Source organism: Micromonospora sp. DT46, from assembly GCF_049841735.1.
Taxonomy (GTDB): domain Bacteria; phylum Actinomycetota; class Actinomycetes; order Mycobacteriales; family Micromonosporaceae; genus Micromonospora; species Micromonospora reichwaldensis.
In genome coordinates this window covers 388,432-413,806 of sequence record NZ_JBNCKW010000005.1, presented here as the reverse complement: position 1 = coordinate 413,806, position 25,375 = coordinate 388,432, and the positions used below count along the sequence as shown (strand labels likewise).

Below are 25,375 nucleotides of genomic sequence, written 5' to 3'. Positions count from 1 at the left end.
TCCCGCTGGCTCGGTCGCCCTGCGCGGTGACCGCCGGGCCGGTCCGGTCCCGCCGGCGGATGCCTCGGCACCGTCGGCGGCAGCGGGGATTGTCACAGCGCCCGCCGGTGCCGCCGGCCTGCGGGTTTGCGAGGATGGCGGCATGGCTTACGACGCGAGCACGCTGCCCGACGTGTCCGGGCTGACCGTCGGCATCATCGGCGGCACGGGCGACCAGGGGAGGGGGCTCGCCTACCGGTTCGCCCGGGCCGGCCAGCCCGTGCTGATCGGGTCCCGTACCACCGAGCGGGCCGTCCAGTCCGCCGAGGAGATCGCGGCCCTGCCCGGCGTGCCCACCGGGGCACCGGTGGCCGGCGGCGGCAACGAGGAGGTGGCCCGGCGCAGCGACGTGGTCATCATCGCGGTGCCGTGGGACGGGCACGCCGCCACCGTCGCCGCGCTCGCCGAGCCGCTCGCCGGCAAGATCGTCGTCGACTGCGTGAACCCGCTCGGCTTCGACAAGCAGGGCCCGTACGCGCTCACGGTCGTCGAGGGCAGCGCCGTGCAGCAGGCCGCCGCACTGCTGCCCGACTCCCGGGTCTGCGCCGCGTTCAACCACGTCAGCGCCCCGCTGCTCGCCGACCCGGAGATCGAGCGGATCGACCTCGACGTGCTGATCTGCACCGAGGACCGCGAGCTGGTCGGCGTCGTCGCCGCGCTGGCCGCCCGGATCCCCGGCATGCGCGGCATCTACGCCGGCCGGCTGCGCAACGCCCACCAGATCGAGGCGTTCACCGCCAACCTGATCGCCATCAACAAGCGCTACAAGGCGCACGCCGGCATCCGCGTCACCGACCTCTGACAACACCCGCCCCGCTCGGCCCTGCCCTGCCCTGCTCGGCCCTGCCCTGCCCTGCCCTGCTCGGCCTGGCCCGGCCTGGTCTGGTCTGGCCCTGCCCGGCTCGATCCTGCTGGGCGTGCTGCACCCTGCTTGGCGTGCTCGACCCGGTCTAGCCCCGCCCCGCCCCGCCCCGCCCCGCCCCGCCCCGAGATCTTGGTACGGAACGGCCCCTCGGGGGGCCGTTTCCTACCAAGATCTCTGCTCGAGGCCGTGTGCGGGGCTTGCGTGCGGGTTCACTGGGCGGGGCCTGCGAGCGAGGCCGCTGTGCGGGGCTTGCGTGCGGGTTCACTGGGCGGGGCCTGCGAGCGAGGCCGCTGTGCGGGGCTTGCGTGCGGGCTCATTGGGCGGGGCCCGCGAGCGAAGCCACTGAGCGGGCCTGCGTGCGGGGCTTGCGTGCGGGCTCATTGGGCGGGGCCTGCGAGCGAAGCCACTGAGCGGGCCTACTGAGCGGGGCCTGCGTGCGAGGCCGCTGTGCGGGGCTTGCGTGCGGGTTCACTGGGCGGGACCTGCGGGCGAGGCCGCTGAGCGGGGATCGCGAGCGGGGCTGGTGGGCCGGGCTGTATGAGCGGGGCGTGGTGGGCCGGCCCGGCGGGCGGTGCGGCCCGCAGGGTCGCACCACCCGTAGGACGGCTCAGAAGGTGTGTTCCTCGGCGGGGAAGTCGCCGCCGCGGACCTCGTCGGCGAAGCGCCGCGTCGCGTCGGTCAGGGCGCCCGCCAGGTCGGCGTAGCGCTTCACGAAGCGCGGCGCTCTGCCGGTACGTAGGCCGGCCATGTCCTGCCAGACCAGCACCTGGGCGTCGGTGTCCGCGCCGGCGCCGATGCCCACGGTCGGGATCGGCAGCTCCGCCGTGATCCGCTTGGCCACCTGCCCCGGCACCATCTCCAGCACCACGGCGAACGCGCCCGCCTCGGCCACCGCCCGGGCGTCGGCGATCACGTCGTCGGCCGTGTCGCCGCGCCCCTGCACCCGGTAGCCGCCGATGGCGTGCTCGCTCTGCGGGGTGAAGCCGATGTGCGCCATCACCGGGATACCGGCGCCGGTGATGGCGGCGATCTGCGCCGCGCAGCGCCGGCCGCCCTCCAGCTTCACGGCGTGGCAGCCGCCCTCCTTCATGAACCGCACGGCGGTGCGCAGGGCCTGCGTGGGGCCCTCCTCGTAGGAGCCGAACGGCAGGTCGCCGACGACCAGCGCATGCCGGGTCGCCCGGACGACCGCACGGACCAGCGGGAGCAGCTCCTCGGTGGTTACGGGGACCGTGGTCTCGTAGCCGAAGACGTTGTTGGCCGCCGAGTCGCCGACCAGCAGCACCGGGATGCCGGCCTGGTCGAAGATCGAGGCGGTGTACTGGTCGTACGAGGTGAGCATCGGCCACCGTTCGCCGCGCTCCTTGGCGGCGATCAGGTCGCGGGTGCGTACCCGCCGGGTGGCCGGGCCGCCGTAGAGGGCGGTCACCTCGGACGGGGTGGACTCCACCATGGCTCTCTCCTTCCTCGAGGCCGCGTGCGCGGTCCCCGGGTTCCGCCGCGATCGTCGCACCCGACGACCGGCCGGCGGCAGAGCGCAGTGGAGGATGTCACTCCCGGGCCGCCGCCGGCCCGGGAGCGACATGGCTCAGCCGTCCTCGCGCCACCGGTTCGTGATCGGCAGCCGCCGGTCCCGCCCGAAGGCCTTCATCGAGATCTTCGCGCCCGGCGCGGACTGGCGGCGCTTGTACTCGGCGGTATCCACCATCCGCAGCACCCGGTCGACGACGGCCGGGTCGTGGCCGGACGCGACCAGCCCGTCGCGGCCCAGGTCACCGTCGACGTAGCCGATCAGGATCGGGTCCAGCACGTCGTAGTCGGGCAGCGTGTCGCTGTCGAGCTGGCCCGGGCTCAGCTCGGCGCTCGGCGGCTTGCCGATGGAGTTCTCCGGGATGGGCGGGGTCTCGCCCCGGCGGGCGGCGTCGGCGTTACGCCACTTCGCCAGCCGCCAGACCAGCGTCTTCCAGACGTCCTTGACCGGGTTGAAGCCGCCGACCGAGTCGCCGTAGAGGGTGGAGTAGCCGACCGCCAGCTCGCTCTTGTTGCCGGTGGTCAGCACCAGGTGCCCCTCCTGGTTCGACAGCGCCATCAGGATCACCCCGCGTACGCGCGCCTGGAGGTTCTCCACGGAGACCCCGGAGAGCGACATGTTCGCCAGGAAGGTGTCCACCATCGGCTGGATCGGCTCGACCCGGTAGTCCAGCCCGGTCCGCTTCGCCAGCTCGGCCGCGTCATCCCGGCTGTGCTCGGAGGAGTGCTGGCTGGGCAGCGAGACGCCGACCACCCGGTCGGGCCCGAGCGCGTCGACGGCGAGCGCGGCCACCACCGCCGAGTCGATGCCGCCGGAGAGACCCAGCACCACCGAGGGGAACCGGTTCTTGTTGACGTAGTCGCGCAGGCCCAGCACGAGCGCCTGCCACACCTCGGCCTCGTCAGCCACCGGTGCGATGATCCCGCCCGTGGCGGCGGGGCCGGTGGGCGCCGGCGGGATGTCCCCGGCCTCCGTCCGCACCACGCGCATCCCGTCCGCCAGCTCCTGCTCCGGGGCGGCCGGCTCGCCGGCGGCGGGCAGCTCCACGTCGTGCACCAGCAGGTGCTCGACGAACTGCGGGGCCCGGGCGAGCAGCGTGCCGTCGGCGCCCACGATCATCGAGTCGCCCTCGAAGACCAGCTCGTCCTGCCCGCCGACCATGTTGACGTACGCGATCATCGCCCCGGCCTCGGCGGCCCGGCGGCGGACCAGCGGCAGCCGGACGTCGTCCTTGTTCAGCTCGTACGGCGAGCCGTTGACGCAGAGGACGAGGCCGACCCCGGCCTGGCGGGCGACGGCGAACGGGCCGCCGGCCTGCCACAGGTCCTCGCAGATGGTCAGCGCCACGTCCACCCCGCCGACGCGGACGACGCTCAGCGCGTCGCCGGAGACGAAGTAGCGGTCCTCGTCGAAGACGCCGTAGTTGGGCAGGTGGTGCTTGAAGTAGGTGGCCACGATCCGACCGTGGTGCAGCAGGGCCGCCGCGTTGCGGGCGCCGCGACCGGGCTCGGCGTCGCCGCTCACCTGCGGCGGGCCGTCGGCGTCCAGGTAGCCGACCAGCACCGGCAGGGCGCCCAGCCCGTCGGCGTCGAGATCGGCGGCGAGGCGTTCCAGCGCGGCCTTCGACGCGGCGACGAAGGACCGGCGGAAGACCAGGTCCTCGACCGGATAGCCGGTCAGCATCATCTCCGGGAACGCGACGATCTGGGCGCCGGTGTCGGCGGCCCGGCGGGTCCAGTCACGGACCAGGCCGGAGTTGCCGGCGAGGTCGCCGACGGTCGGGTTGACCTGGCACAGGGCGAGACGCAGGGTGGGCATGTCCTCATCTTGCCCCAGCCGTGCGGACCCGACACGCGGGGCGGGTCGAGACCACGGGAGCCGCGGGACAGGGCAGGACGCCCGCCGGCCGGTCGCGTAACGTCGGCGTAACGAGGCCGGTGGAGACTGGTCGGTCAGGCCGGGTCGACCCCGGTCGCAGGTGCGCAACGGTGTCGCGAGGGGTGGAAGTGGACCGTCAGCAGGAGTTCGTCCTCCGTACGCTGGAAGAGCGGGACATCCGGTTCGTCCGGCTGTGGTTCACCGACGTGCTGGGCACGCTCAAGAGCGTGTCGGTGGCCCCCGCCGAGCTGGAGGCGGCCTTCGAGGAGGGCATCGGGTTCGACGGCTCGGCGATCGAGGGCTTCGCCCGGGTCTTCGAGTCCGACATGGTGGCCATGCCCGACCCGACGACCTTCCAGGTCTTCCCGTTCGAGGGTGGGGCCAGCGGCGAGAGCGCCCGGATGTTCTGCGACATCCTGCTGCCCGACGGCGGTCCGTCCTGGGCCGACCCGCGGCACGTGCTGCGCCGGGCGCTGTCCAAGGCCGCCGAGAAGGGGTTCACCTTCTACACCCACCCCGAGATCGAGTTCTTCCTGCTGGAGAACGGCCCGCTGGACGGCTCGGTGCCCATCCCGGTCGACACCGGCGGCTACTTCGAGCACACCACCCACGCCGTGGCCCGCGACTTCCGCCGGCAGGGCGTGCTGGCGCTGGAGCGGATCGGCATCTCCGTGGAGTTCAGCCACCACGAGGTGGCCCCCGGCCAGCAGGAGATCGACCTGCGCTACGCCGACGCGCTCACCACGGCCGACAACATCATGACCTTCCGGCACGTGGTCAAGGAGGTGGCGCTCTCCACCGGCGTGCAGGCCACCTTCATGCCGAAGCCGTTCACCGACCAGCCGGGCAGCGGCATGCACACCCACCTGTCGCTGTTCGAGGGGGAGCGCAACGCGTTCCACGACGCCGGCGACCCGATGAAGCTGTCCAAGGTGGCCCGGGCGTTCATCGCCGGGCTGCTGGTGCACGCCCGGGAGTACACGGCCGTCACCAACCAGTGGGTCAACTCCTACAAGCGGCTGTTCCCGCAGGCATTGCCGGACCGGGTGACCGAGAGCCCCGCGTACGTCTGCTGGGGTCACCTGAACCGGTCCGCGCTGGTCCGGGTCCCCGCCTACGGCAAGCCGAACTCCGCCCGGGTGGAGGTCCGCTCGCCGGACTCGGCGGCCAACCCCTACCTGGCCTTCGCGGTGCTGCTCGGCGCCGGGATGAAGGGCATCGAGGAGGGCTACGAGCTGCCGCCGGGCGCCGAGGACGACGTGTGGTCGTTGACCAGCGCCGAGCGGCGGGCGATGGGCTACGAGCCGCTGCCGGAGAACCTGTCCGAGGCGATCGACGTGATGGCCGGCTCCGAACTGGTCGCCGAGGTGCTCGGCGAGCACGTCTTCGACTTCTTCCTGCGCAACAAGCGGGCCGAGTGGGAGCAGTACCGCCGCGAGGTCACCCCCTACGAGCGGCAGCGATACCTGTCGCTGTAGGCCCGCCTCCCGGAGCCGGAGCGGGGCTCCCGCTGCTGGCGCGGTGCCGCTATCGTCTCGGTCACCGCGCCGGCATTCCCGCCGGGCGCAGAGTTCGGGAGGCAGTCGGTGCTGGAAGATCTGCTCAGCGGAGCCTGGCAGAGCGTCGTGTTCGGGGTCGTCGGGGTGGCCCTGATGGCGGCCGGGTTCGGGCTGGTCGACATGCTCACCCCCGGCAGGCTGCGGGAGCTGATCTGGGTACGGCGCAACGGCAACGCCGCGCTGCTGCTCGCCGCCAACCAGCTCGGCATCGCCGGGATCGTGTTCACCGCGATCCTGACCAGCTACAGCGACTTCGCCAGAGGGCTCGCTTCGACTCTCGTCTTCGGCCTGGTCGGACTGGTCATCATGGCGCTGGCGTTCTTCGTGCTGGACCTGCTCACCCCCGGCAAGCTCGGCGAGATCATCTGCTCGGACGAGCCGCACCCGGCGGCGCGGGTCAGCGCCGCCACGCACTTCGGCGCCGCGCTGATCGTCTGCGCCTGCATCGCCTGACCTGTCCCGTCACACCCCCGTCGTAGGTTGCGGGGGTGAACCGGACGGACCGTCTCTACGCCCTGGTCGAGGAGCTGCGCGCCGTGTCGCCACGGCCGCGCAGCGCCCGCTGGCTCGCCGCCCGCTTCGAGGTGAGCACCCGCACCATCGAGCGCGACATCGGTGCCCTCCAGGAGTCGGGCGTGCCGATCTGGGCCGAGCCGGGCCGCACCGGCGGCTACGCGCTCGACCGGGCCCGCACCCTGCCGCCGGTCAACCTCACCCCCGTCGAGGCGGTCGCGATGGCGGTGGCGTTGCACCGGATGCGCGGCACGCCGTTCGCCGCCGCGGCCGGCACCGCCCTGCGCAAGCTGATCTCCGTGATGCCGGCCGCCGACGCCGCCGAGGCCCACCGGCTCGCCGCCCGGGTGCACCTGATCGGCGACGGCCCGGTGACGCCCGTCCCGGCCGCCGTCGCCGACGCGGTGCGCGCGCGACGCGTGCTGCGCCTGCGCTACGCCGACCGCTCCGGTGCCGGCTCGCTGCGCGACGTGGAGCCGCTGGGCTACCTCGGCAACCCCCGCCACTGGTACCTGCTGGGCTGGTGCCGGCTGCGGGCCGGCATCCGCGCCTTCCGCGTCGACCGGATCACCTCGGTCACGACCCTCGCCGAGCGGGTGCCGGAGCGCGAGCTGTCCGCCGACGACATCGACATCCCCCAGGAGCGGATCCGCCGGCTCAGCCTGGTCTGACACGGGGCAGCGCGGCCCTCCCGTGCACGGCATGCTGTCTCTTCCGCATGTTCCCCGCAGGAGGTCACCACGTGCCCGACGCGCTCAGCTACGCCGACGCCGTTCGCCTGCTCGGCGGGGAGAAGAGCAGGGTCGTCGACTGGTTCGACAAGCTGACCGGAGGAGCCCTGCTGGCCGCCTCGGTGCCGGTGCCGGCGCTGCTGGGGATCTTCGACGCGAAGGCGGAGTTCGTCCGGCTCGGCCACGAGCTGGTACGCGGCATGTCCGAGAAGCGCTCCGGGCTGTCCCGGTACGACCGCACGCAGCGCCTGGAGGCGGCGCACGCCGTCATCGCGGTGACCGCCTTCTTCGAGGTGCTGAGCGAGATCGACCTGCCCTTCGACGTGGCGAGCGCCCGGATCAGCAAGGCCGAGCAGTTGTCGTTGGCCGGCTCAGGAGCGGTGCACGAGGCGGCCCTCACCGACGCGTTCTTCGCCACCGCGGCGCCGCTGCCTGGTCCGCAACTGCCCTATCCCGCGTTCCGCCATGCCCTGGTCGCCTACTACGGCGGGCTCGTCGGCCGGCTGCAACACCTCCTACGCGGCCTGGCCGTGTGGGAGGCCGTCGACGAATGGCGGCGACAGGCGACGGAGAAGGTGCTGCTCCGGCTGCCCATGACCGCCGCCGACCGGCACCGCGACCTGCTGACCCAGCTCGCGGTGGACTACGTCGAGGTGTCGTTCTGGATCGGCCTGCACGAGCACGAGGCGACCCGGACGCAGGTGCGTGCCCTCTCGGTGGGGCTGGACGAGATGCGGCAGGCCCTGGTCGCCCTCTCCGCGGGAGGCCCACCCGACGGCCGTCGGGCGGCGCTCGCCGTGGCGTACACCACGGAGTTGGGACGGCCGATCATCTCGTCCGGGGAGGTGCCGACCGGGCTGACGGTGCCGACGCTCGGCGAGGCGTACGTGCCGCCGCTGTGCCGGATTGAGGAGTTGCCCGCCCACGCGCGACCGAGCGACGAGGCGTGGTGGGATGGGCGGCCGTTGCGTGACGACCTGTGGCAGTCCCTGGTCGTGCACCTCACCTCGCCGAACGCCACCCGGGCCCCGCTGCTGGTGCTCGGCCAGCCGGGCTCCGGCAAGTCCGTGCTGACCCGGGTCCTCGCCGCGCAGCTGCCGCCTGCCGACTTCATGGTGGTGCGGGTGGTGCTGCGCGACGTCCACGCCGCCGGGGAGCTCCAGGACCAGATCGAGCAGGCGGTCCGTAACGACACCGGAGAGAGGGTGGACTGGCCCGGCCTGTCCAGGTCGGCCGGCGACGCCCTGCCGGTCGTGCTGCTCGACGGCTTCGACGAACTGCTCCAGGCCACCGGAGTCAGCCAGACCGACTACCTGCGCCGGGTGGCGGCGTTCCAACGGCGCGAGGCCGACCAGGGGCGTCCGGTGGCGGTGCTGGTGACCAGCCGCACCAGCGTCGCCGACCGGGCGCAGCCGCCGCCCGGCACGGTGGCGGTACGGCTGGAACCGTTCGACGGCGAGCGGGTACGGGCCTGGACCGCCACCTGGAACCGGGTCAACGACGGGGCGTTCCGCGCGCTCGGCGTGCAGCCGCTGGAGCCGGCGACGGTGCTGGCCCACCGTGAGCTGGCCGAACAGCCGCTGTTGCTGCTGATGCTGGCGCTCTACGACGCCGAGGGCAACGACCTGCGATCGGCCGGCGAGCTGCGCCGGGGCGAGCTCTACGAACGCCTGTTGCGCAGCTTCGCCCGCCGCGAGGTCATGAAGCACCGGCCGGGCCTGTCCGAGCGGGACCTGGACCGGGCGACGGAGGACGAGCTGCGCAGGTTGTCGATCGTGGCGTTCGGCATGTTCAACCGGGGCGTCCAGTGGGTCACCGAGAACGACTTCGAGTCGGATCTCGCCGCGCTGCCGTTCCTGGGCAGCCGTCCGGCGGCTGTCACGACCGACGGACACCTGCGTACCCCGCTGCGACCTGCCGAGATCGTCCTGGGCCGCTTCTTCTTCGTGCACCGCTCACAGGCGATGCGGGACCAGACCCGGGCCAGCACCTACGAGTTCCTGCACGCCACCTTCGGTGAGTTCCTGATCGCCCGGACGACCGCGCTGGTGCTGGACGACCTGGTGGCCCGGGAGGCGAGCGCCCTGCTGGGGGCCACGCCGACGGACGACGATCCGCTCCACGCCCTGCTGTCCTTCGCGACACTGACCGGACGCACCCCGATCGTCACCTTCCTCACCGAGATCCTGACGTCGTGGGGCGGAAGCCGGCGGGACGCCGTGGTCGACATGCTGCTGCGCCTGTTCCGGGCGGCGACCGGCCGGCGACCGGCGCGCCACTTCGAGTCGTATGAGCCTCGGCAGTTGTCGGTTCCGAAGCGCCACGCCGTGTACGGCGTGAACCTGCTCGTGCTGCTGCTCGCCGCGAGCGGGCAACTGCGGGGAAGCGAACTCCCCTTGGACAGCGGCGACGTCGTGTCCGGGTGGAACCGACTGGCTCTCTTCTGGCGTTCCCAGCTCAGCGACAGCGAGTACGCCGGCCTGTTGGGCGCGGTGCGGGTCGAGCGGGCGTGGTCGGGAACGCGACGGGATCTGCTCCTCTCCATCGAGGAAGGTCAGGACAAGTCGCCGCCACCGGCGGGCGACCCCAGGTGGTTCATCAGCGGCTCCAGGGACGACAGCCCCGTGGAGGACGCGGCGAGTTACTACCTGATGACCGGGACAGACTTCGCCCTGTTCGCTCGGACCGCGCACTTCGAGTGCGATCCGAATCTCGACACGGCGCTGCACGCGCTGGGACCGCTGGGGCATCCGCTCGACGCGCTCGACGGCTTCTGGACCTTCAGGGACGGCGACCGGTCGGAAGCCCGGCTCCTGCTCGACGTGTCGCTTCTCCCGATCCTCGGCGCGGGGGCTCGGGAGCGGGAGCGGGCCTACCAACGCCTGCTGGCCATCGTGGAGGAGCCGGACGAGACACCGCAGCTGCCGGTGGCGGAGTTCGTGCTGGATCGGATCTCGACCGATCACGGGTTGTCCGCCGCGTTCGTCGCCGATGTGCTGTGTCTTCTCCAACAGGACGTGACGCTCGTCGGCTCCCTGCTGGCGTCGGCCGCCCGCTGCGTTCTTGCCTTCCTCGGCCGCGACCGGGAGACCGACGTCAGGCTGGCTGAGCAGGCCGACCGCCTGATCGCCGGCGCACAGTGGTACGCCGCCGCTGGCGGCAGTCCGCTCGACTGGCTCGACACCGACACCGCGGAGTTGGTCGTCCGCACGTACGAGGCGGGCGTGCGGCGGTACCCGGTATCGGTGGCCGAAGCGGCGAGTTTCCGCGCCCGCCACGGATCGCGCCGCCCCGACCTGGTCGACCGGTTGATTCCGCTCACCGACCCGTCCGAGTAGCGGTCTGGTCGCAAACACCGACAGGACGGTGTCGCGGACGGGGCGGAGGCTGACTCCTGACGGCGCCGGCCGAACGGCCGGCGCGCGAACGGGAGGCGACACATGTCCACGATCACCAGCGGGGTCAACTGGTTCGAGGTCGGCACGGACCGGCCGGAGGAGACCGGGCGCTTCTACACCGACCTGTTCGGCTGGGCGTTCGGCGAGCAGGGGACGCCGGAGGCGTCGTACCGGGTGACGGAGGCGGGGCCAGCGGGTTCCATCCAGGGCGCGATCCGGGACACCGGCGGGGCGAGCCCGAACTACGCCATCTTCTACGTCCAGGTGGCCGACGTGGCCGACGCCGCCCGGCGGTCGGAGGCGGCGGGCGGCAAGGTGCTGGTGCCGCCGAGGTCCAACGACAACGGGCTCACCTTCGCCCACCTGGCCGACCCGGTCGGCAACCACTTCGGCGTCTACGCCCCGCCACCGGGGGCCTGAGCAAGACCGGCCGGGTCGCCGCCCGCCCCGGCCGGGTCGCCGGGGCGGACGGCGTACGTCACTTGCCGGCCGGACCGCCGTGGCCGCCCCGACCGCCAGGGCCGGGCAGGACGCCGGCCTCGGCGGCGGCGGTGACGGCGTCGGCCTGCTCCTGGGTGAGCTTGCCGTCCTCGACGGCCTGCGCCAGGCGCTCCTTCATCGCGGCCTGCCGGTCGGCGGGGTCGCCCTTACCGCCCTTCTCGGGCCGGTCGCCCTTCCCGGGCCGGTCGGCGGGCTTGTGCTCCTCGCGCAGCTTCTCCAGCGCGGCCGTCACCTTGTCGGTGTCGACGCCCAGCTCCGCGGCCAGCTTCCCGGCGAACTCCTCCTGCCGGTCGGCCCGCTGCTGCTGGCGGTCGCCGCCCTCGGCGGCGCTGGTGCTGGCGCCCGGCGCCGGGGTGTCGCCGTCCGCGGCGAACGCGACCGTCGGGGCGGCGAGGCCCACGCCGAGTACGCCGGCCGCGGCCAGCCCGGCCAGCAGGTGGTTCTTCCTCGTGGTGCGGGACATGTCGTCCTCCAACTCGTCGATGGGTCGTGCGATGACCTCACCGACCGTGACCGGTAGGGCTGAGGGGATGCCGTGGCGACCCTGTCAGCGAGCTGGCAATCCGGGGGCCGCCCGACCGGACAAACGGGTTGCATCGACGCGCGCTAGCGGCGAGGGTGTGCGGTCGGCAGGGCCCCGCCGGGGCGGAGCAGGTGACGGAAGGTGACCCTCGTGACGACGTCCGCGAAGATCAGGGAAGTCCCGCTGGCCGGGGCGGGCGGCGGCCCGTACGGCATCACGGTCGGCCCCGACGGCGCGCTCTGGCTGACGCTGGCCCATGCCGGCGGCATCGCCCGGATAGGTGCGGGCGGTGAGCTGCGCACCTGGTCGGTGTCGCCCGACAGCCGACCGTTGATCATCACCCCGGGCCCCGACGGCGCCCTCTGGTTCACCCGCTCCGGCGACGACCGTATCGGCCGGATCACCACCGACGGCGAGCTGAGCGCCGTCGCGCTTCCGGCCGGGACCGGCCCCTGCGGCATCGCCGCCGGTCCCGACGGCGCCCTCTGGTACGCGGCCATGAACGCCGACGCGATCGGTCGGGTCACCGTCGACGGGGAGCAGACGCGGTTCCCGCTGCCGGTGAGCGGCGGCTTCGCCTCGATGGTCGCCACCGGGCCGGACGAGGCCGTCTGGTTCACGCTCAACCAGGCGAACGCGGTGGGCCGGATCGGCATGGACGGCGCCGTGACCCTGCACGCGCTGCCGACCGAGGGGGCCGCGCCGGTCGGCATCACCGCCGGCGTCGACGGGGCGCTCTGGTTCGTCGAGATCGGCGCCGGTCAGCTCGGTCGGATCACCCCGGACGGGCGGATCACCGAGTACCCGCTGCCGGACCGGTCCGCCCGGCCGCACGCGATCGTCGCCGACCCGGCCGGCGGCTGCTGGTACACCGAGTGGGGCGGCAACCGCATCGGCCACGTCGCCCAGGACGGCACGATCGACACCTACGACCTGCCGACCCCGGCCTCCGAACCCCACGGCCTCACGGTCGCCCCGGACGCCACGGTCTGGGCCGCCCTGGAAACGGGCGCCCTGGCCCACCTGACCCCCTGACCCACCCACCCCCCCACCCGCCCATCCCCCCTCGCCCTCGGCGCGTTGATCATGAAGTTATTGCCGCCAGACGCCCGTATTGCCGCAATTAACTTCATGATCAACGCGCCGGGCGCGGCGCGGGCCGGGCGCGGCGCGGGCCGGGCCGGGCGCGGGGTTGGCGCGGGGCGCGGGGTGGGGTGGGGCGGGGTGGGTGGGGTCAGCGGACGGCGGGGGTGACCGTCAGGGTGCCGGTTTCCGTGTCGAGGGTGGCCTCGGTGCCCACGGGGACGGTGAGCTGGCCGGGGCCGTGGCCGATCGGCAGGCCGCCGAGGACCGGGACCCCGAGGTCGCCGAGGCGCTCGGAGAGCACGTCGGCGACGCCGACCGACCAGCCGTCCGCGCAGTCGGTGAACTGGCCCACCGCCACCCCGGCCAGCCCGTCCAGGACCCCGGCGCGGCGGAGCTGGGTGAGCATCCGGTCCACCTTGTAGGGCGGCTCCTGGACGTCCTCGACGAGCAGGACCGCGCCGGTCAGGTCCGGCATGTCCGGGGTGCCCAGCGACGCCACGACCAGGCAGAGGTTGCCGCCCAGCAGCGGGCCGGTGGCCCGGCCGGGCACGCGTACCGCGAAGGTTTCCTCCTCGGCGACGGCGCTGACCGCGACCGGCTCGGTGGTCATCAGGGCGGCGTGCAGCGACTCGGCCGAGCGCAGCGGCGTGCGCTCGTCCAGCCAGGCCGCCCCCGGGCCGTGCACGCCGGCCAGCCGGGCACCCCGCCAGAGTGCGAACTGCAACGCCGTGATGTCGGAGAAGCCGGCGACCACCTTCGGGTCGCGGCGTACGGCGGCCATGTCGATCGCGTCGACGATCCGCTGCGCGCCGTAGCCGCCCCGGGTGCAGATCACCCCGCGCACCTCGGGATCGGCGAACGCCGCGTTCAGGTCGGCGGCGCGCAGGTCGTCCGTGCCGGCGAGGTAGCCCTGCCGGGCGTACGCGTTCGGCGCCAGCACCGGCCGCAGTCCCCAGCCGGTGAGCAGCTCGACACCCCGGGCCACCCGTTCCGGTCGGGTCGGCCCGGACGGCGACACCAGCATCACCGTGTCGCCGGGGCGCAGCGCCGGCGGTCGTACGGCGGTGGCGGGACTCGTGCGGGCGAGGTCTGACACAGCGGCAGAGCCTAGTCGCGCGGGCGGCTCAGCCGTCGAGGTACTGCTCGGCGTGCGCCCCCGACGGTGGGATGGGCGTGATCACGTCGATCAGGACCCGGTCGGGTGCGGCGACGATGAAGTGCCGCTGCCCGAAGTCCTCGTCACGCAGCGGTAGCTCGGCGTGCAGTCCGCCCCGGACGACGAGCCGCTCCCATTCGGCGTCGACGTCGGTCACCTCCAGGTTGAGCAGGAGTCCTCGCACGGGTGCCCGGTACGCCTCGGGCAGCGTCGGGTGCTGGTGGTCGAGCAGTGCCAGTTCGTACGCGGGCGGCCCCGGTCGGCGCAGGCTCACGTACCAGTCGGCCTCGAAGGTCGTCTCGAAGCCGAAGAAGCGTCGGTAGAAGTCGTGTGACTCGCGCAGCTGTGCGGTGCAGACGACGGGGTAGAAGCTGGTCAGGTTCATCTCGGCCCTTTCGCATACCATCGGTATGTCGAGGACCGTATTTAACATACCGTTGGTATGTCAACGAGGGGGTGCGATGACCGAGGGTGTCCGGGCGCAGCAGCGGGAACAGACCCGGCGGGCCCTGGTGGCCGAGAGCCGGCAGCTGTTCGCCACCCGGGGCTACGCGGCGGTCGGCCTGGCGGAGATCGTGCGGGTGGCCGGAGTCACCAAGGGCGCGCTCTACCACCACTTCGCCGGCAAGGCCGAGCTGTTCCGGGCGGTGCTGGCGGAGGTGCAGCGGGAGGTGGCACACCGGGTCGCCACGACCGCCGACGCCGAGGCGGACCCGTGGGCCCGGTTCACGGCGGGCTGCCAGGCGTTCCTCACCGCGAGCACCGATCCCGAGATCCAGCAGATCATGTTGATCGACGGCCCGGCGGTGCTCGGCTGGAACGAGTGGCGCGCGCTGGACGAGGCGGCGTCAGGCCGGCACCTGGCCGACGCGTTGACCCTGCTGATCCAGGAGGGGCTGATCGCGCCGCAGCCGGTGGCGCCCATCACCCACCTGCTCTCGGGTGCGATGAACGAGGCGGCGCTCTGGATCGCCAGGGCGGCCGACCCGACCGCCCTGGCCGACACCCGCACCGCCCTGGCCCGGATGCTCGACGCGCTGCGCGCCCCCTGAGTTCGATCGTCCGCCGCGCCGGTGGAGGCGTTCCGGGGTCCGTCCGGGCCACCGGCTAGCCTCGACGTCGTGGCTACCGCGCTGGTGATCGAGAACGACCCGACCGACGACGTCCGCCGGCTGGGCGAGTGGCTGACCGAAGCCGGCCTCGACCTGTGGGTGGTTCGCGCCCACGCCGGTGACGAGATCCCCGCCGACCTGGAGGGATACTCGGCGCTGGTCGTGCTCGGCGGCGCGATGGCGCCGTACCCGCTGCCGGACGGGTCGCCCGCCGCGCCCTGGCTGCCGGCGCTGGAGGGGCTGCTGCGCAAGGCCGTCCGGCACCGGGTGCCGACCCTCGGCATCTGCCTCGGCGCGCAGCTGCTGGCCACGGCGCACGCCGGCGAGGTCGTGCGCAGCCCGAGCGGCCCCGAGGTCGGCCCCTGCGTGGTCGGCAAGCGGGACGCCGCCGACACCGACCCGCTGTTCCGCTACGTCCCGCTGATCCCCGACGTGTTCCAGTGGCACGCCGACGAGATCACCGAGCTGCCCCGCGGCGCCACCCTGCTGGCGGCCTCCACCCGCTACCCCCACCAGGCCTTCCGCCTCGGCGACCGGGCCTGGGGGTTGCAGTTCCACATCGAGTGCGACACCGCCATGATCGCCGACTGGGCAGCCGACTCGAGGCTGCTGGCCGAGCTGGGCTACGACCCCGACCTGGTGGTGGCGGCCTGCCACGACGTGATGGTCGACGTCGAGGAGGTCTGGCAGCCGTTTGCCGCCCGGTTCGCCGCGCTGGCCCTGGGTGAGCTGGAGGACGCCACGCCCCGCCGCAGCCTGCCCCTGCTCGGGCAGTGATGAGCCGGCCGGCCAGGGCCGCGGGACGGCTCGCCCGCTACGGCTTCGGCACCGACGGCGGTGCCGGCGCCACCCGCGCCGCCGACCTGCTCGGCCCGGACGGGCTGGGGCTGTGGCGGCCGGACGTGCAGGAGCCCACCGACGGTCGCGCGGCGGAGCTGCTCGCCGCGCTCTCCCGGGCCGCCGACCCCGACCTGGCGCTGCGCCAGCTGCACCGCATCGTCGAGGCCGAGCGCCGGATGGCCGCGAACGGCACCGGCCCCGCCACGGGCCGGTCCGGGGGGAAGGCCCACCCCGGGACGCCGGTCGAGGCCGAGCGTCGGGAGGCCCCGGAACAGGCGCCGTCGGCGCTGCTGGCGGGGCTCGCCGACGACCCCGGCCTGCGCCGCCGGCTGATCGCCGTCCTCGGCGCCTCGTCGGCGCTCGGCGACCACCTGGTCGCCAACCCGGACCAGTGGCCGGCGCTGTGCACCGCCCCGGACGGGCTGGCGCCGACCGCCGAGGGGCGGCTCGACCTGTCCGGCGACGGGCAGCCGGTGGCGGTGCTGCGCAGGGCGTACCGGCTGGCGCTGTTGCGGATCGCGGCGGCCGACCTGACCGGCGGCCGGGGCCTGGAGCAGACCATGGCCGCGCTCTCCGCGCTGGCGGACGCGACCCTGGCCGCGGCGTACGAGATCGCGGTCGGCGAGCTGCCGGAGGGCACCCCCCGGCCCCGGCTGGCCGTCGTGGCGATGGGCAAGTGCGGCGGCGACGAGCTGAACTACGTCTCCGACGTCGACGTGATCTTCGTGGCCGCCGAGGACGACGACCTCGCCGCGGCCACCACGGTCGCCACCCGGCTCATCCACGTCTGCGGACTGGTCGCCTGGCCGGTCGACGCGGCCCTGCGTCCGGAGGGCAACCGGGGGCCGCTGGTGCGGACGCTGGCCAGCCACCTCGCCTACTACCGGCGTTGGGCGCGCACCTGGGAGTTCCAGGCGCTGCTCAAGGCGCGGCCGGCGGCCGGCGACCTGACGCTGGGCCGGGCGTGGATCGACCAGCTCGCCCCGCTGGTGTGGCGGGCCGCCGAGCGGCCCGAGGCGGTCGAGGACGTCCGCGCCATGCGGCGCAAGATCATCGACAACATCCCGCCGAAGGAGCTGGAGCGCGAGATCAAGCGGGGTCCGGGCGGGCTGCGCGACATCGAGTTCGCCGTGCAGCTGCTGCAACTCGTGCACGGCCGGGGCGACGAGTCGCTGCGGGTGCCCGGCACCATCCCGGCGCTGCGCGCGCTGGTCGCCGGCGGCTACGTCGGCCGGGCCGACGGCGAGGCGCTGCTGCGCGGCTACCGCTTCCTGCGCGGCGTCGAGCACCGCCTCCAGCTCCAGGGGCTGCGCCGCACCCACACCGTGCCGACCGAGCCGACCGCGCTGCGCTGGCTGGCCGCCGCGCTGGGCCACACCGCCACGCCGGGCCGCAGCGCCGTCGAGGAGTTCCGCGCCGAGTGGGTCACCCACGCCGCCGAGGTACGCCGACTGCACGCCAAGCTGCTCTACCGGCCACTGCTGGAGTCGGTGGCCCGGGTGCCGGCCGACGGGCTGCGGCTGACCCCCGAGGCGGCCCGGCACCGGCTGGAGATCCTCGGCTTCGCCGACCCCGCCGGGGCGCTGCGTCACCTCCAGGCCCTCACCGGCGGGGTGAGCCGCACCGCCGCCATCCAGCGCACCCTGCTGCCGGTGCTGCTCAGCGAGTTCGCCGACGCCCCCGAGCCGGACCGCGGCCTGCTCAACTACCGGCAGGTCTCCGACAAGCTCGGCAGCACCCCCTGGTACCTGCGCCTGCTGCGCGACTCCGGGCCGGTGGCCCGCCGGCTGGCCCGGGTGCTCTCCTCCTCCCGCTACGCCGCCGACCTGCTGGCCCGCGAGCCGGAGGCGCTGCGGCTGCTGGCCGAGGAGAGCGAGCTGGTGCCCCGGCCCAGCACGGTCCTCTGCGAGGGCTTCGCCGCCGCCGCGGCCCGGCACTCCGACCCGGTCGAGGCCACCCGGGCGATCCGCGCGCTGCGCCGTCGGGAACTGGTCCGGATCGCCTGCGCCGACCTGCTGTGCCGGGCCGGCTCGCTGGCCCCGTCGCCGCCCCGGCCCGACGGCGGGCGCGCGGCGCTGGGCCTGGCCGATGTGACCGCCGTCGGCACCGCCCTGGCGGACGTCACCGACGCCACCCTGGCCGCCGCGCTGCGGGCCGCCCGCGCGGCCCAACCGCCCGTGCCGGGGCTGCGCTTCGCCGTCATCGGCGTGGGCCGGCTCGGCGGGTACGAGTCGAACTACCTCTCCGACGCCGACGTGCTCTTCGTCTACGACGCGCCGACCGGCGCGGGCGACGGTGCGGCGGGTGCCGCCGCCCGCGCGATCGCCGAGGAGCTGCGCCGGCTGCTCGGCATGCCCGCGCCCGACCCGCCGCTGGGCGTCGACGCCGACCTGCGTCCGGAGGGCCGGCAGGGCCCGCTGGTGCGCAGCCTCGCCGCGTACGCGCAGTACTACGCACGCTGGTCGAAGGTGTGGGAGGCTCAGGCGCTGCTGCGGGCCCGGTTCGTCTGCGGCGACGCAGACCTCGGCGCCGAGTTCGTGGCGATGATCGACCCGGTGCGCCACCCCGCCGACGGGCTGAGCCGCGAGCAGGTGGTGGAGATCCGCCGGATCAAGGCGCGGGTGGAGCACGAGCGGCTGCCCCGGGGCGCCGACCCGGCCACCCACACCAAGCTGGGGCGGGGTGGCCTCGCCGACGTCGAGTGGGCCGTGCAGCTGCTCCAGCTCCGGCACGCGGGGGCACTCCCGGCGCTGCGCGGCACGCGTACGCTCGACGCCCTCGCGGCGGCCCGGGACGCGGGCCTGGTCGACCCGACGGACGCCACGGAGATGGCGGCCGGCTGGACGCTGGCCGCGCAGGTCCGCAACGCGCTGATGCTGGTCCGGGGCCGGGAGGGCGACCAGCTGCCGCGGCACGGCGTCGAGCTGGCCGGGGTGGTCCGGCTGCTGGGCCGCGACGATCCCGGCGAGTTCCTCGACGAGTACCTGCGCACCTGCCGCCGCTCCCGGGCGGCGATGGAACGGGTGCTCGACTCCTGAGCCCGCCGGACGGCCGGGCCGTCGCTGCGGAACTCAGCGACGGCGGTGCACCAGCACCACGTGGTCGACCAGCTCGCCGGTCTCGCCGTTCGGGCCGGTGGCCTGCCGGCGCGGGGCGTCGAGCCGCTCGGTGTCCCACCGGTCGGGGTCGAGGTCGAGCGCGGCCAGGGTCTCCTGCGGGGTGGAGAAGCGGGCGTGCGCGTGGTCGTGCCGCCCCCAGGGCGGGACCTCGCCGTGCTCGACGATCAGCAGCCGGCCGCCGGGGGCCACGGCCCGGGCCGCCGACCGCAGCAGCTCCGCCCGGGGGAACTCCAGCGGCGACTGGAGGAACTGCGCGGAGACCAGGTCGTACGCGCCCGGCGGGAAGGTCCGGGTGAGGTCGTGCCGGCGGAACTCGATGCGGGACGTGACCCCGGCAGCGGCCGCCTCCTCGGCCGCCCGGGCCAGGGCGGTCTCGGAGACGTCGACGGCGGTCACCCGCCAGCCCCGCGCGGCCAGCCAGAGCGCGTCGCCGCCCTCCCCGCAGCCGAGGTCCAGCACGGTGCCGGCCGGCAGCGAGCCGGCGACGTCGACCAGGACCGGGTTCGCCCGGCCGCTCCAGACCCGCTCGTGCCGCCCGTAGTGCTCCTCCCAGAACCGCGCGGTCTCCTCGTCCACGTCCGGGTGCCGCCGCCCGTCGTGGCCGGAGGCCGCGCTGGTGTCGTCGTGCCGGTGTCCACCGGTCGTCGCGTCGTGCCGCACGTCTCGTCCTCCTGGTGCGCTGCCTGCCTCCTCGCCGAGCATGCCGACTGCGACGAGGTCGTCCCTGCCCGTCGATCGTGGCGTGGCGGCAGCGTGGGAGCAAAGATTGTTGCCGGGTTGGCAAAAGGTGGTGACCGGTCAGCTGCCGAGCCGGTACTGCCCGGCGCGCGGCACCGTCACCGCCGTCCAGCCGCCGTCGGCGGCGACCGTGGCCCCGCCGGAGGCGGTCAGCCAGCGGCTGTGCCGCACCCGGACCGGCACCGAGCCGGCTTCCGGCGCCCGGAACGTCACCGACGCGCCGTCGTGCGCGACCAGCTCGGCCGGCGCCTCGACGATCGGGGTCGGGTCGGTCACCGCCCAGACCCGCCAGTGCGGGCCGGACCAGACGGGCGTCAGGTAGGGCAGCCCGCCCGCCACCAGCTCGGCCTCGGCCCGCCCCACCCAGGACAGCGGGGCGTCCGGCACCGCGACGAACTGCACCGCGTTGGCGGTGAGCCAGTCCCGGTAGCTCGCGCCGGTCAGTGGCATCCCGGTGCCCGCCGCCCCCGGCACGGTGGTGAAGAAGAGCGGGTTGCGGTCGATGTCGGCCTGCCGCAGCCAGCCCCGGGCCAGGGGCACCTCGCCCAGCCTCGCCGCCTCCCAGTAGTTGCGGGTCGGCGGAACCTCCACCCGGCCGGTGAGGCGCTGCCCGTCGAGGAACGCCCGCAGCGGCGCGAAGTAGGCCGCCCGGCTGGTCGGGTCCTCGACGCTGCGCAGGTCGGCGGGGGACACCGGCGGCTGCCACCAGCACACCGCCGCCAGCAGCCCGGCCAGCACGACGCCCCAGGCCCGCGTGCCGCTGGCTCCGGCGGGTCCTACGCCGGTCCGCCCGGCCGCCCCGGGCCCGTTGGCGGGTGACGCGCCGCCCCGGCCCAGCCATGCCGTCAGCCGGGCCGGGGGGCGGGCGGCGGCGGCCAGCAGGGGCAGGGCGAACATGACGGCCAGTCGGGTGGCGTTCAGCCCCACCGGGGTGTGCACCAGCGCCGCCGCCAGCACCCCGGCCGCCGAGAGCAACGCACCCGCCCGCACCGGCCGGTACCCCACGAGCGCGGCCACGAGCAGGCTGGTCAGCACGGCGCGGACCGTGTCGGTGCGGCTGATGTTCATCCAGCCACCATCGCCGAAGAGCAGGGCGGTCAGCCCGAGCGGCAGCGCGGCGGCGACACCGAGCACCAGGCCGTCGGCGTACCGGCGGGTCAGCAGCAGCGCCGCCCCGGCCAGGCCGACGAAGAGACCCGCGACCGGGCTCGTCGCCGAGGCCAGCAGCGCACCGGCCGCCGCCAACCCGAGCCGCACGAGCCGCCGTCGCCGCCCCCGCCTGTCGGGGCCCGCGCCGGTCGGCCCACCCGGGCCCGTGCCGGTCGGTCCCTCGGGGCCGGAATCGGTCGGTCCACCCCGGGCGCCGCCGGTGGGGGCAGTCGGGCCGAGGGTGAGGGCCAGCAGCGCGCCGAGGCCGAAGGCCACCCCGAGGCCGTACGTCACCCGGCCCGAGACCAGGTTGGCGGCGATCGTGAGCACCCCGACGAGGCTGCCGAGCAACGGGCGGGGCACCCCGGTACGCACCAGCAGCGCCGCGAACGCGGTCGCCGCCGCCACCAGGGCCAGCGCGCCGGTGACCCGTACCCCGAGCAGCGCCATCACCGGCTGCGAGACCAGGCTGTAGCCGAACTGCTGCACGCCGCCGTACCAGCGCAGGTCCACCGGAGCGAGGCCGTGCGCGGCGAAGAAGTCGGCCCGGGCCACCTGGGCGGCGAGGTCGGAGCCGGTCGGCGGGAGGGCGACGTACGCCACTGCGAGGAGCACGGCGGAGACGGCGGCCACCGCCACCACCCGACTGCGCCGCATGCCCACCTCCGTACCGCGACCACCGTACTGGCAGCATGTCCGGCGTGCCTCACCACCTCGCGCGCTGGATCGGCCTCGCCGGCTCGACGCTGCTCGCCGTGGCCGCGTTCCTCGGCGGAGCGTTCCCCGACGGCGACCTGCGCCCCACCCCGGTCAGCATCTGGCAGGGCCCGTACGGCCCGCTGATCATCGCGAGCTGGGCGGTCGGCACCGGCGCGATGGCGTACGCCTGGTGGACGCTGCGCGACCGGGTGCCGTCGACCCGCTGGGCGCTGGTCACCGTCGGGCTCTGGCTGCTGCCGCTGCTTCTCACGCCGCCGCTGGGCAGCCGGGACGTCTACGCGTACGCCTGCCAGGGGGCCAGCTTCTCCGCCGGCCTGAACCCGTACGAGCAGGGCGTCTCGGCGCTGCCGTGCCCGTGGCTGGACACCATCTCCTACATCTGGCGGGACACCTCGGCCCCGTACGGGCCGCTGTTCGTGCTGCTCGCCGGGGCGGTGGTGAAGGCCACCGGATCCCTGTACGGCAGCATCGTGCTGTTCCGGCTGCTCGCCGTCGTCGGGGTGGGGCTGACGGCGGCCTGCCTGCCGGCGCTGGCCCGCCGCTGCGGCGTACCGGGCGGCCGGGCGGTCTGGCTGGCGCTGGGCTCACCGCTGATCGGGGTGCACCTGGTCTCCGGGGCGCACAACGACGCGCTGATGGTGGGGCTGCTCGTCGCGGGGCTGGCGGTGGTGGTGTCCCGGCCGGGCCGCCCCGGCCCGCTGCTCGGCGGGGGAGTGCTGCTCGGCCTCGCCGTCGCGATCAAGGTGACCGCGCTGGTCGTGGTGCCGTTCGCGGCGCTGGCCGCGATCGTCGGGGCGTACTCGATCAGGGCGCTGGTGCGCGACGGCGGGTGGGTGGTCGGCGGGGCGGTCGCCGCCGTGGTCGGCGCGACCCTCGCCACCGGCCTGGGCTTCGGCTGGGTGACCGGGCTCGAACAGGGCGGCCTGGTGATCGCCTGGACCTCGCCGCCGACGGCGGTGGGGCAGACCGTCGCCTACCTCGCCGCGCCGTTCGGCTGGCACGGCGACCCGCTGCCGGCCACCCGGGGGATCGGCATGGCGGCGCTGGCGCTGGTGCTGCTCTGGCTGTGGTGGCGGGCGCGCACCCGGGAGCCGATCTGGCACGCCGGCCTGGCGCTGGCCGCCACCGTCGCGCTCGCCCCGCTCTTCCACCCCTGGTACTGGACGTGGCCGCTCGCGGTGCTCGCGGCCACGGCCCGGCGCACCGAGTGGTTCGCGGTCGTCGCGATCGTCTCGTCGTTCCTGGTGCTCGCCGACGGCACGGGGCTGGCCCGGTACACCAAGACCGTCGGGGCGCCGCTGATGACGCTGTTCGTGATCGTGGTGGTGGTCCGCTTGGTACGGTCGGCCCGAGCGGCCCGTCGACCGGCCGCCGTGGACTGAGGAGAGGGACGCCGGTGACCGCTTCCGGCGCTCCGCCGGTCCCGCCCGGCACCCCGCGACCGCCTGGCATCCCGCCCCCGCCCGGCCCGCCATCCGGGCCCCCGCCGTCGCCCGGATCCCCGTCGCCCGGACCTGCCCCGCCGTCGCCCGGTCCCGCCGGGCTCGCCCGGTGGGCCGGCCTGGCCGGGGCGGTGCTGCTGACCGTCGCCGGCTGGCTCGGCGGCGCGCTGCCCCGGGCCACCCCTGCTCCGAGCCCTGCCGACGAGCCGTGGACCGTCGCGCTGTGGCTGGTCGGCACCGGGCTGCTGGTCGGCGCCTGGTGGGCGCTGCGCCGGGGCGCGCCGTCGACGCGGTGGGCGTACCGGACCGCCGGGCTGTGGGCGCTGCCGCTGCTGGCCGCGCCGCCGCTGGGCAGCCGGGACGTCTACTCGTACGCCTGCCAGGGCTGGGCGTACGCGCACGGCGTCGACCCGTACGCCGTCGGCGTGGCCGGGGCCGGCTGCCCCTGGGTGGACGCGGTGGCACCGATCTGGCGGGACACGCCGGCGCCGTACGGTCCGTTCTTCGTGCTGCTCGCCGCGCTCGCGGTGACCCTCGGCGGCGGGCTGGTGGGCGCGATCGTGGCGTTCCGGCTGCTCGCGGTCGCCGGGGTGCTGCTTACCGCCGGATGCCTGGTCGGGCTGGCCCGGGCCGCCGGCGTGCCCACCCGCCGGGCGGCCTGGCTGGCGCTGGCCAGCCCGCTGGTCGGGGTGCACCTGATCGCCGGTGCGCACAACGACGCGGTGATGCTCGGGCTGCTGACGCTGGGCCTGCTCGTGCTGGTCCGCCGTCCCGGCAGGCCGGGGCCGCTGCTGCTGGCCGGGGCGCTGCTCGGGCTGGCGGTGACCGTGAAGGCGACCGCCGTGGTGGTGCTCCCGTTCGCGGCGCTGGCCGCCGTGCACGGCCGTCACACCGTACGGGCGCTGCTGCGCGACGGCGGCTGGCTGGCCGGCGGGGCGCTCGGCGCGGTGGCCGTCACCTCGCTGCTCTCCGGTCTTGGCCTCGGCTGGGTGGGCGGGCTGACCCGCAGCGGCGACTCGGAGCAGTGGACGTCCCCGCCCACGGCGGTCGGCTTCGTCGTCGACTACGCGGGCGGCCTCGCCGGCCGGGAGCCGGGCGCGGTGCCGGTCACCCGCGCGGCGGCCCTGCTGCTGCTCGCCGTGCTGGTGGCGGCGCTGTGGTGGCGGGCCTGGTCGGGGCTGCGCCGGGCGAGCGGCGTCGGGCAGCGGGTGGCCCGCCCGGACGCCGCCCGCCCCCGGGCCGCGCTGCTCGGCGCCGGGCTGGCGCTGGCCGCCACGGTCGCGCTGGCCCCGGTCTTCCACCCCTGGTACGCCACCTGGCCACTGGCGCTGCTCGCGGTCGCCGCGGCGCGTACGACCTGGTTCGTGGCGCCCTGCGCGGCGGCGGCCTTCCTCGCCCTGCCCGACGGCACCAACCTGGCCCGGTTCAGCAAGGCCCCGGGCGCGCTGGCGATGACCGCGCTGACGGCCGGGCTGGCGGCGTGGGGCCTGCGCCGGCTCCGCCGGACCGGTGCCGCGCGCCCGGACTGAGGGGCCACGCCGCGCGTTCCGGCCGGCGGGGTTCGCGCCGCGTCCTCGGGGCGTCGCGCCCGTGCCGCGCGCCCGGCTGAGGTCCGTGACGCGCGCCCGGCTGAGGTCCGTGACGCGCGCTGCGGCTGGCGGGTCCATGATCGTGGGATGAGCGCAGCCGAGGAACCGTTGCCGAGCAACGCCACCGCCGGCGTGGTGCGCGTCGGCGACACCGTGCGCCGTCCGGTCGGCCCCTGGACCGACGCGGTGGACGCCCTGCTGGAACACCTGCACGCCGTGGGATTCTCCGGTGCGCCCCGACCCCTGGGCCGGGACGCGCAGGGCCGGCAGGTGCTGGAGTACGTCCCCGGCGAGGTCGGCGCGGCGTCGGGCACGTACCCGGTGGCGGACCTGTTCGCGATCGGCCGGATGCTGGCCGAGCTGCACGAGGCGCTGGCCAACTTCACCCCGCCGGCCGGCGCGGCGTGGCAGCGGCTCATCCCGCCCGACCGGGAGGAACTCGTCTGCCACAACGACGTGGCCCCCTGGAACCTGATCAGGGCGGACCGGGGCTGGGTGCTCATCGACTGGGACGCCGCCGCGCCGGGCTCCCGGCTGTGGGACGTCGCGTACGCCGCGCAGAGCATGGCCGGCCTGCGTCCGGACCGACCGGTGGCCGAGTCGGCGGCCCGGCTGCGCGCCTTCGCCGACGGCTACCGCCTCGACGAGGCGTCCCGCCCGGCCCTGGCCGGAATGCTCGGCCGCCGCGCCCGGGCGATGTACGAACTGCTGCGCGAGGGCGCGGAGCAGCGGCGCGAGCCGTGGGCCCGGATCTGGACCGAGGACGGTCCGTACTGGCTGGCCACCGCCGACCACCTCGCCGCCCACACGCGGGAATGGGAGGCGGCCCTGCGTTGACCGCCCTCCCTCTCGCCACGGGTGAGACAGCCGTGGCGTTCCACCCGAC

20 protein-coding genes are annotated in these 25,375 nt (G+C 75.0%); 13 read left to right on the top strand and 7 right to left on the bottom strand.

Going from position 1 to position 25,375, the window contains the following annotated elements:
* The first annotated feature begins 142 nt into the window (after nt 1-142).
* Nucleotides 143-841, top strand: coding sequence for an NADPH-dependent F420 reductase (gene npdG, locus ACLQ20_RS16145; RefSeq protein WP_425856201.1), 699 nt, complete (start codon nt 143-145; stop codon nt 839-841).
* Nucleotides 842-1,511: 670 nt separating this feature from the next.
* Here the strand turns inward: npdG and panB are convergent.
* A complete protein-coding gene (panB, locus tag ACLQ20_RS16140; RefSeq protein ID WP_151454030.1) occupies nt 1,512-2,357 on the bottom strand; it encodes a 3-methyl-2-oxobutanoate hydroxymethyltransferase in 846 nt (281 codons plus the stop codon).
* 135 nt (nt 2,358-2,492) lie between these two features.
* On the bottom strand, nt 2,493-4,253 hold the full coding sequence (locus ACLQ20_RS16135; RefSeq protein ID WP_425856199.1) for an NAD+ synthase: 1,761 nt from the start codon (nt 4,251-4,253) through the stop codon (nt 2,493-2,495).
* Nucleotides 4,254-4,441: 188 nt separating this feature from the next.
* Here ACLQ20_RS16135 and glnA point away from each other — a divergent pair, with 188 nt between their 5' ends.
* The 5 genes from glnA to ACLQ20_RS16110 all read left to right on the top strand — a co-directional run bounded on the left by glnA (nt 4,442) and on the right by ACLQ20_RS16110 (nt 10,934).
* A complete protein-coding gene (gene glnA / locus ACLQ20_RS16130; protein ID WP_151454028.1) occupies nt 4,442-5,791 on the top strand; it encodes a type I glutamate--ammonia ligase in 1,350 nt (449 codons plus the stop codon).
* 108 nt (nt 5,792-5,899) lie between these two features.
* Entirely contained in the window at nt 5,900-6,325 is a 426-nt protein-coding gene (locus ACLQ20_RS16125; RefSeq protein ID WP_151454027.1) for a DUF350 domain-containing protein, read from the top strand.
* Nucleotides 6,326-6,360: 35 nt separating this feature from the next.
* A complete protein-coding gene (locus tag ACLQ20_RS16120) occupies nt 6,361-7,056 on the top strand; it encodes a helix-turn-helix transcriptional regulator (protein ID WP_151454026.1) in 696 nt (231 codons plus the stop codon).
* Between the two features lie 71 nt (nt 7,057-7,127).
* Nucleotides 7,128-10,454 (top strand): NACHT domain-containing protein, encoded by a 3,327-nt coding sequence (locus tag ACLQ20_RS16115; RefSeq protein WP_425856196.1) that lies wholly within the window; start codon nt 7,128-7,130, stop codon nt 10,452-10,454.
* 102 nt (nt 10,455-10,556) lie between these two features.
* Complete coding sequence (locus tag ACLQ20_RS16110) at nt 10,557-10,934, top strand: VOC family protein (RefSeq protein WP_425856194.1); 378 nt, start codon at nt 10,557-10,559, stop codon at nt 10,932-10,934.
* A 58-nt stretch (nt 10,935-10,992) separates the two neighbouring features.
* Here ACLQ20_RS16110 and ACLQ20_RS16105 read toward each other — a convergent pair whose 3' ends face one another.
* Nucleotides 10,993-11,478, bottom strand: a complete 486-nt coding sequence (locus tag ACLQ20_RS16105) for a hypothetical protein (protein WP_425856192.1) — start codon at nt 11,476-11,478, stop codon at nt 10,993-10,995.
* Nucleotides 11,479-11,688: 210 nt separating this feature from the next.
* Here ACLQ20_RS16105 and ACLQ20_RS16100 point away from each other — a divergent pair, with 210 nt between their 5' ends.
* On the top strand, nt 11,689-12,573 hold the full coding sequence (locus ACLQ20_RS16100) for a virginiamycin B lyase family protein (protein ID WP_425856190.1): 885 nt from the start codon (nt 11,689-11,691) through the stop codon (nt 12,571-12,573).
* 199 nt (nt 12,574-12,772) lie between these two features.
* On the opposite strand, the gene ACLQ20_RS16095 is transcribed toward ACLQ20_RS16100, so the two are convergent.
* Both ACLQ20_RS16095 and ACLQ20_RS16090 read right to left on the bottom strand, forming a co-directional pair.
* Nucleotides 12,773-13,648: a S66 peptidase family protein gene (locus tag ACLQ20_RS16095; protein ID WP_425856435.1), complete on the bottom strand. Its 876-nt coding sequence runs from the start codon at nt 13,646-13,648 to the stop codon at nt 12,773-12,775.
* A gap of 100 nt (nt 13,649-13,748) precedes the next feature.
* A complete protein-coding gene (locus ACLQ20_RS16090) occupies nt 13,749-14,165 on the bottom strand; it encodes a VOC family protein (RefSeq protein ID WP_151456101.1) in 417 nt (138 codons plus the stop codon).
* A gap of 76 nt (nt 14,166-14,241) precedes the next feature.
* Between ACLQ20_RS16090 and ACLQ20_RS16085 the strand changes: the two genes are divergently transcribed.
* The 3 genes from ACLQ20_RS16085 (at nt 14,242) to ACLQ20_RS16075 (ending at nt 18,770) form a co-directional block, all read left to right on the top strand.
* Nucleotides 14,242-14,832, top strand: a complete 591-nt coding sequence (locus ACLQ20_RS16085; protein ID WP_151456100.1) for a TetR/AcrR family transcriptional regulator — start codon at nt 14,242-14,244, stop codon at nt 14,830-14,832.
* A gap of 69 nt (nt 14,833-14,901) precedes the next feature.
* Nucleotides 14,902-15,669 carry a type 1 glutamine amidotransferase gene (locus tag ACLQ20_RS16080; protein ID WP_151456099.1) on the top strand — a complete coding sequence of 256 codons (768 nt, stop codon included), beginning with the start codon at nt 14,902-14,904 and terminating at the stop codon, nt 15,667-15,669.
* Entirely contained in the window at nt 15,669-18,770 is a 3,102-nt protein-coding gene (locus tag ACLQ20_RS16075) for a bifunctional [glutamine synthetase] adenylyltransferase/[glutamine synthetase]-adenylyl-L-tyrosine phosphorylase (RefSeq protein ID WP_425856187.1), read from the top strand. The genes ACLQ20_RS16080 and ACLQ20_RS16075 overlap by 1 nt, the downstream gene beginning before the upstream one ends.
* Nucleotides 18,771-18,803: 33 nt before the next feature.
* Here ACLQ20_RS16075 and ACLQ20_RS16070 read toward each other — a convergent pair whose 3' ends face one another.
* Nucleotides 18,804-19,511 (bottom strand): SAM-dependent methyltransferase, encoded by a 708-nt coding sequence (locus ACLQ20_RS16070; RefSeq protein ID WP_425856185.1) that lies wholly within the window; start codon nt 19,509-19,511, stop codon nt 18,804-18,806.
* 138 nt (nt 19,512-19,649) lie between these two features.
* Nucleotides 19,650-21,395 (bottom strand): hypothetical protein, encoded by a 1,746-nt coding sequence (locus ACLQ20_RS16065; RefSeq protein WP_425856183.1) that lies wholly within the window; start codon nt 21,393-21,395, stop codon nt 19,650-19,652.
* Between the two features lie 44 nt (nt 21,396-21,439).
* Between ACLQ20_RS16065 and mptB (ACLQ20_RS16060) the strand changes: the two genes are divergently transcribed.
* From mptB (ACLQ20_RS16060) to ACLQ20_RS16050, 3 genes are all read left to right on the top strand, one after another.
* The gene (gene mptB, locus ACLQ20_RS16060; RefSeq protein ID WP_425856181.1) at nt 21,440-22,840 is read left to right on the top strand and encodes a polyprenol phosphomannose-dependent alpha 1,6 mannosyltransferase MptB; all 1,401 of its coding nucleotides are present in this window, start codon (nt 21,440-21,442) and stop codon (nt 22,838-22,840) included.
* A 68-nt stretch (nt 22,841-22,908) separates the two neighbouring features.
* A complete protein-coding gene (gene mptB / locus ACLQ20_RS16055; protein ID WP_425856433.1) occupies nt 22,909-24,429 on the top strand; it encodes a polyprenol phosphomannose-dependent alpha 1,6 mannosyltransferase MptB in 1,521 nt (506 codons plus the stop codon).
* A gap of 147 nt (nt 24,430-24,576) precedes the next feature.
* A complete protein-coding gene (locus tag ACLQ20_RS16050; protein ID WP_327029196.1) occupies nt 24,577-25,326 on the top strand; it encodes a phosphotransferase in 750 nt (249 codons plus the stop codon).
* Nucleotides 25,327-25,375 lie beyond the last annotated feature (49 nt).

What these genes read in the sequence shown, in the direction of transcription:
- npdG (WP_425856201.1), top strand. Translation starts at nt 143, where the DNA reads ATGGCTTACGACGCGAGCACGCTGCCCGACGTGTCCGGGCTGACCGTC.
- panB (WP_151454030.1), bottom strand. Translation starts at nt 2,357, where the DNA reads ATGGTGGAGTCCACCCCGTCCGAGGTGACCGCCCTCTACGGCGGCCCG.
- ACLQ20_RS16135 (WP_425856199.1), bottom strand. Translation starts at nt 4,253, where the DNA reads ATGCCCACCCTGCGTCTCGCCCTGTGCCAGGTCAACCCGACCGTCGGC.
- ACLQ20_RS16110 (WP_425856194.1), top strand. Translation starts at nt 10,557, where the DNA reads ATGTCCACGATCACCAGCGGGGTCAACTGGTTCGAGGTCGGCACGGAC.
- ACLQ20_RS16105 (WP_425856192.1), bottom strand. Translation starts at nt 11,478, where the DNA reads ATGTCCCGCACCACGAGGAAGAACCACCTGCTGGCCGGGCTGGCCGCG.
- ACLQ20_RS16095 (WP_425856435.1), bottom strand. Translation starts at nt 13,648, where the DNA reads ATGCTGGTGTCGCCGTCCGGGCCGACCCGACCGGAACGGGTGGCCCGG.
- ACLQ20_RS16090 (WP_151456101.1), bottom strand. Translation starts at nt 14,165, where the DNA reads ATGAACCTGACCAGCTTCTACCCCGTCGTCTGCACCGCACAGCTGCGC.
- ACLQ20_RS16085 (WP_151456100.1), top strand. Translation starts at nt 14,242, where the DNA reads ATGACCGAGGGTGTCCGGGCGCAGCAGCGGGAACAGACCCGGCGGGCC.
- ACLQ20_RS16075 (WP_425856187.1), top strand. Translation starts at nt 15,669, where the DNA reads ATGAGCCGGCCGGCCAGGGCCGCGGGACGGCTCGCCCGCTACGGCTTC.
- ACLQ20_RS16065 (WP_425856183.1), bottom strand. Translation starts at nt 21,395, where the DNA reads ATGCGGCGCAGTCGGGTGGTGGCGGTGGCCGCCGTCTCCGCCGTGCTC.
- ACLQ20_RS16050 (WP_327029196.1), top strand. Translation starts at nt 24,577, where the DNA reads ATGAGCGCAGCCGAGGAACCGTTGCCGAGCAACGCCACCGCCGGCGTG.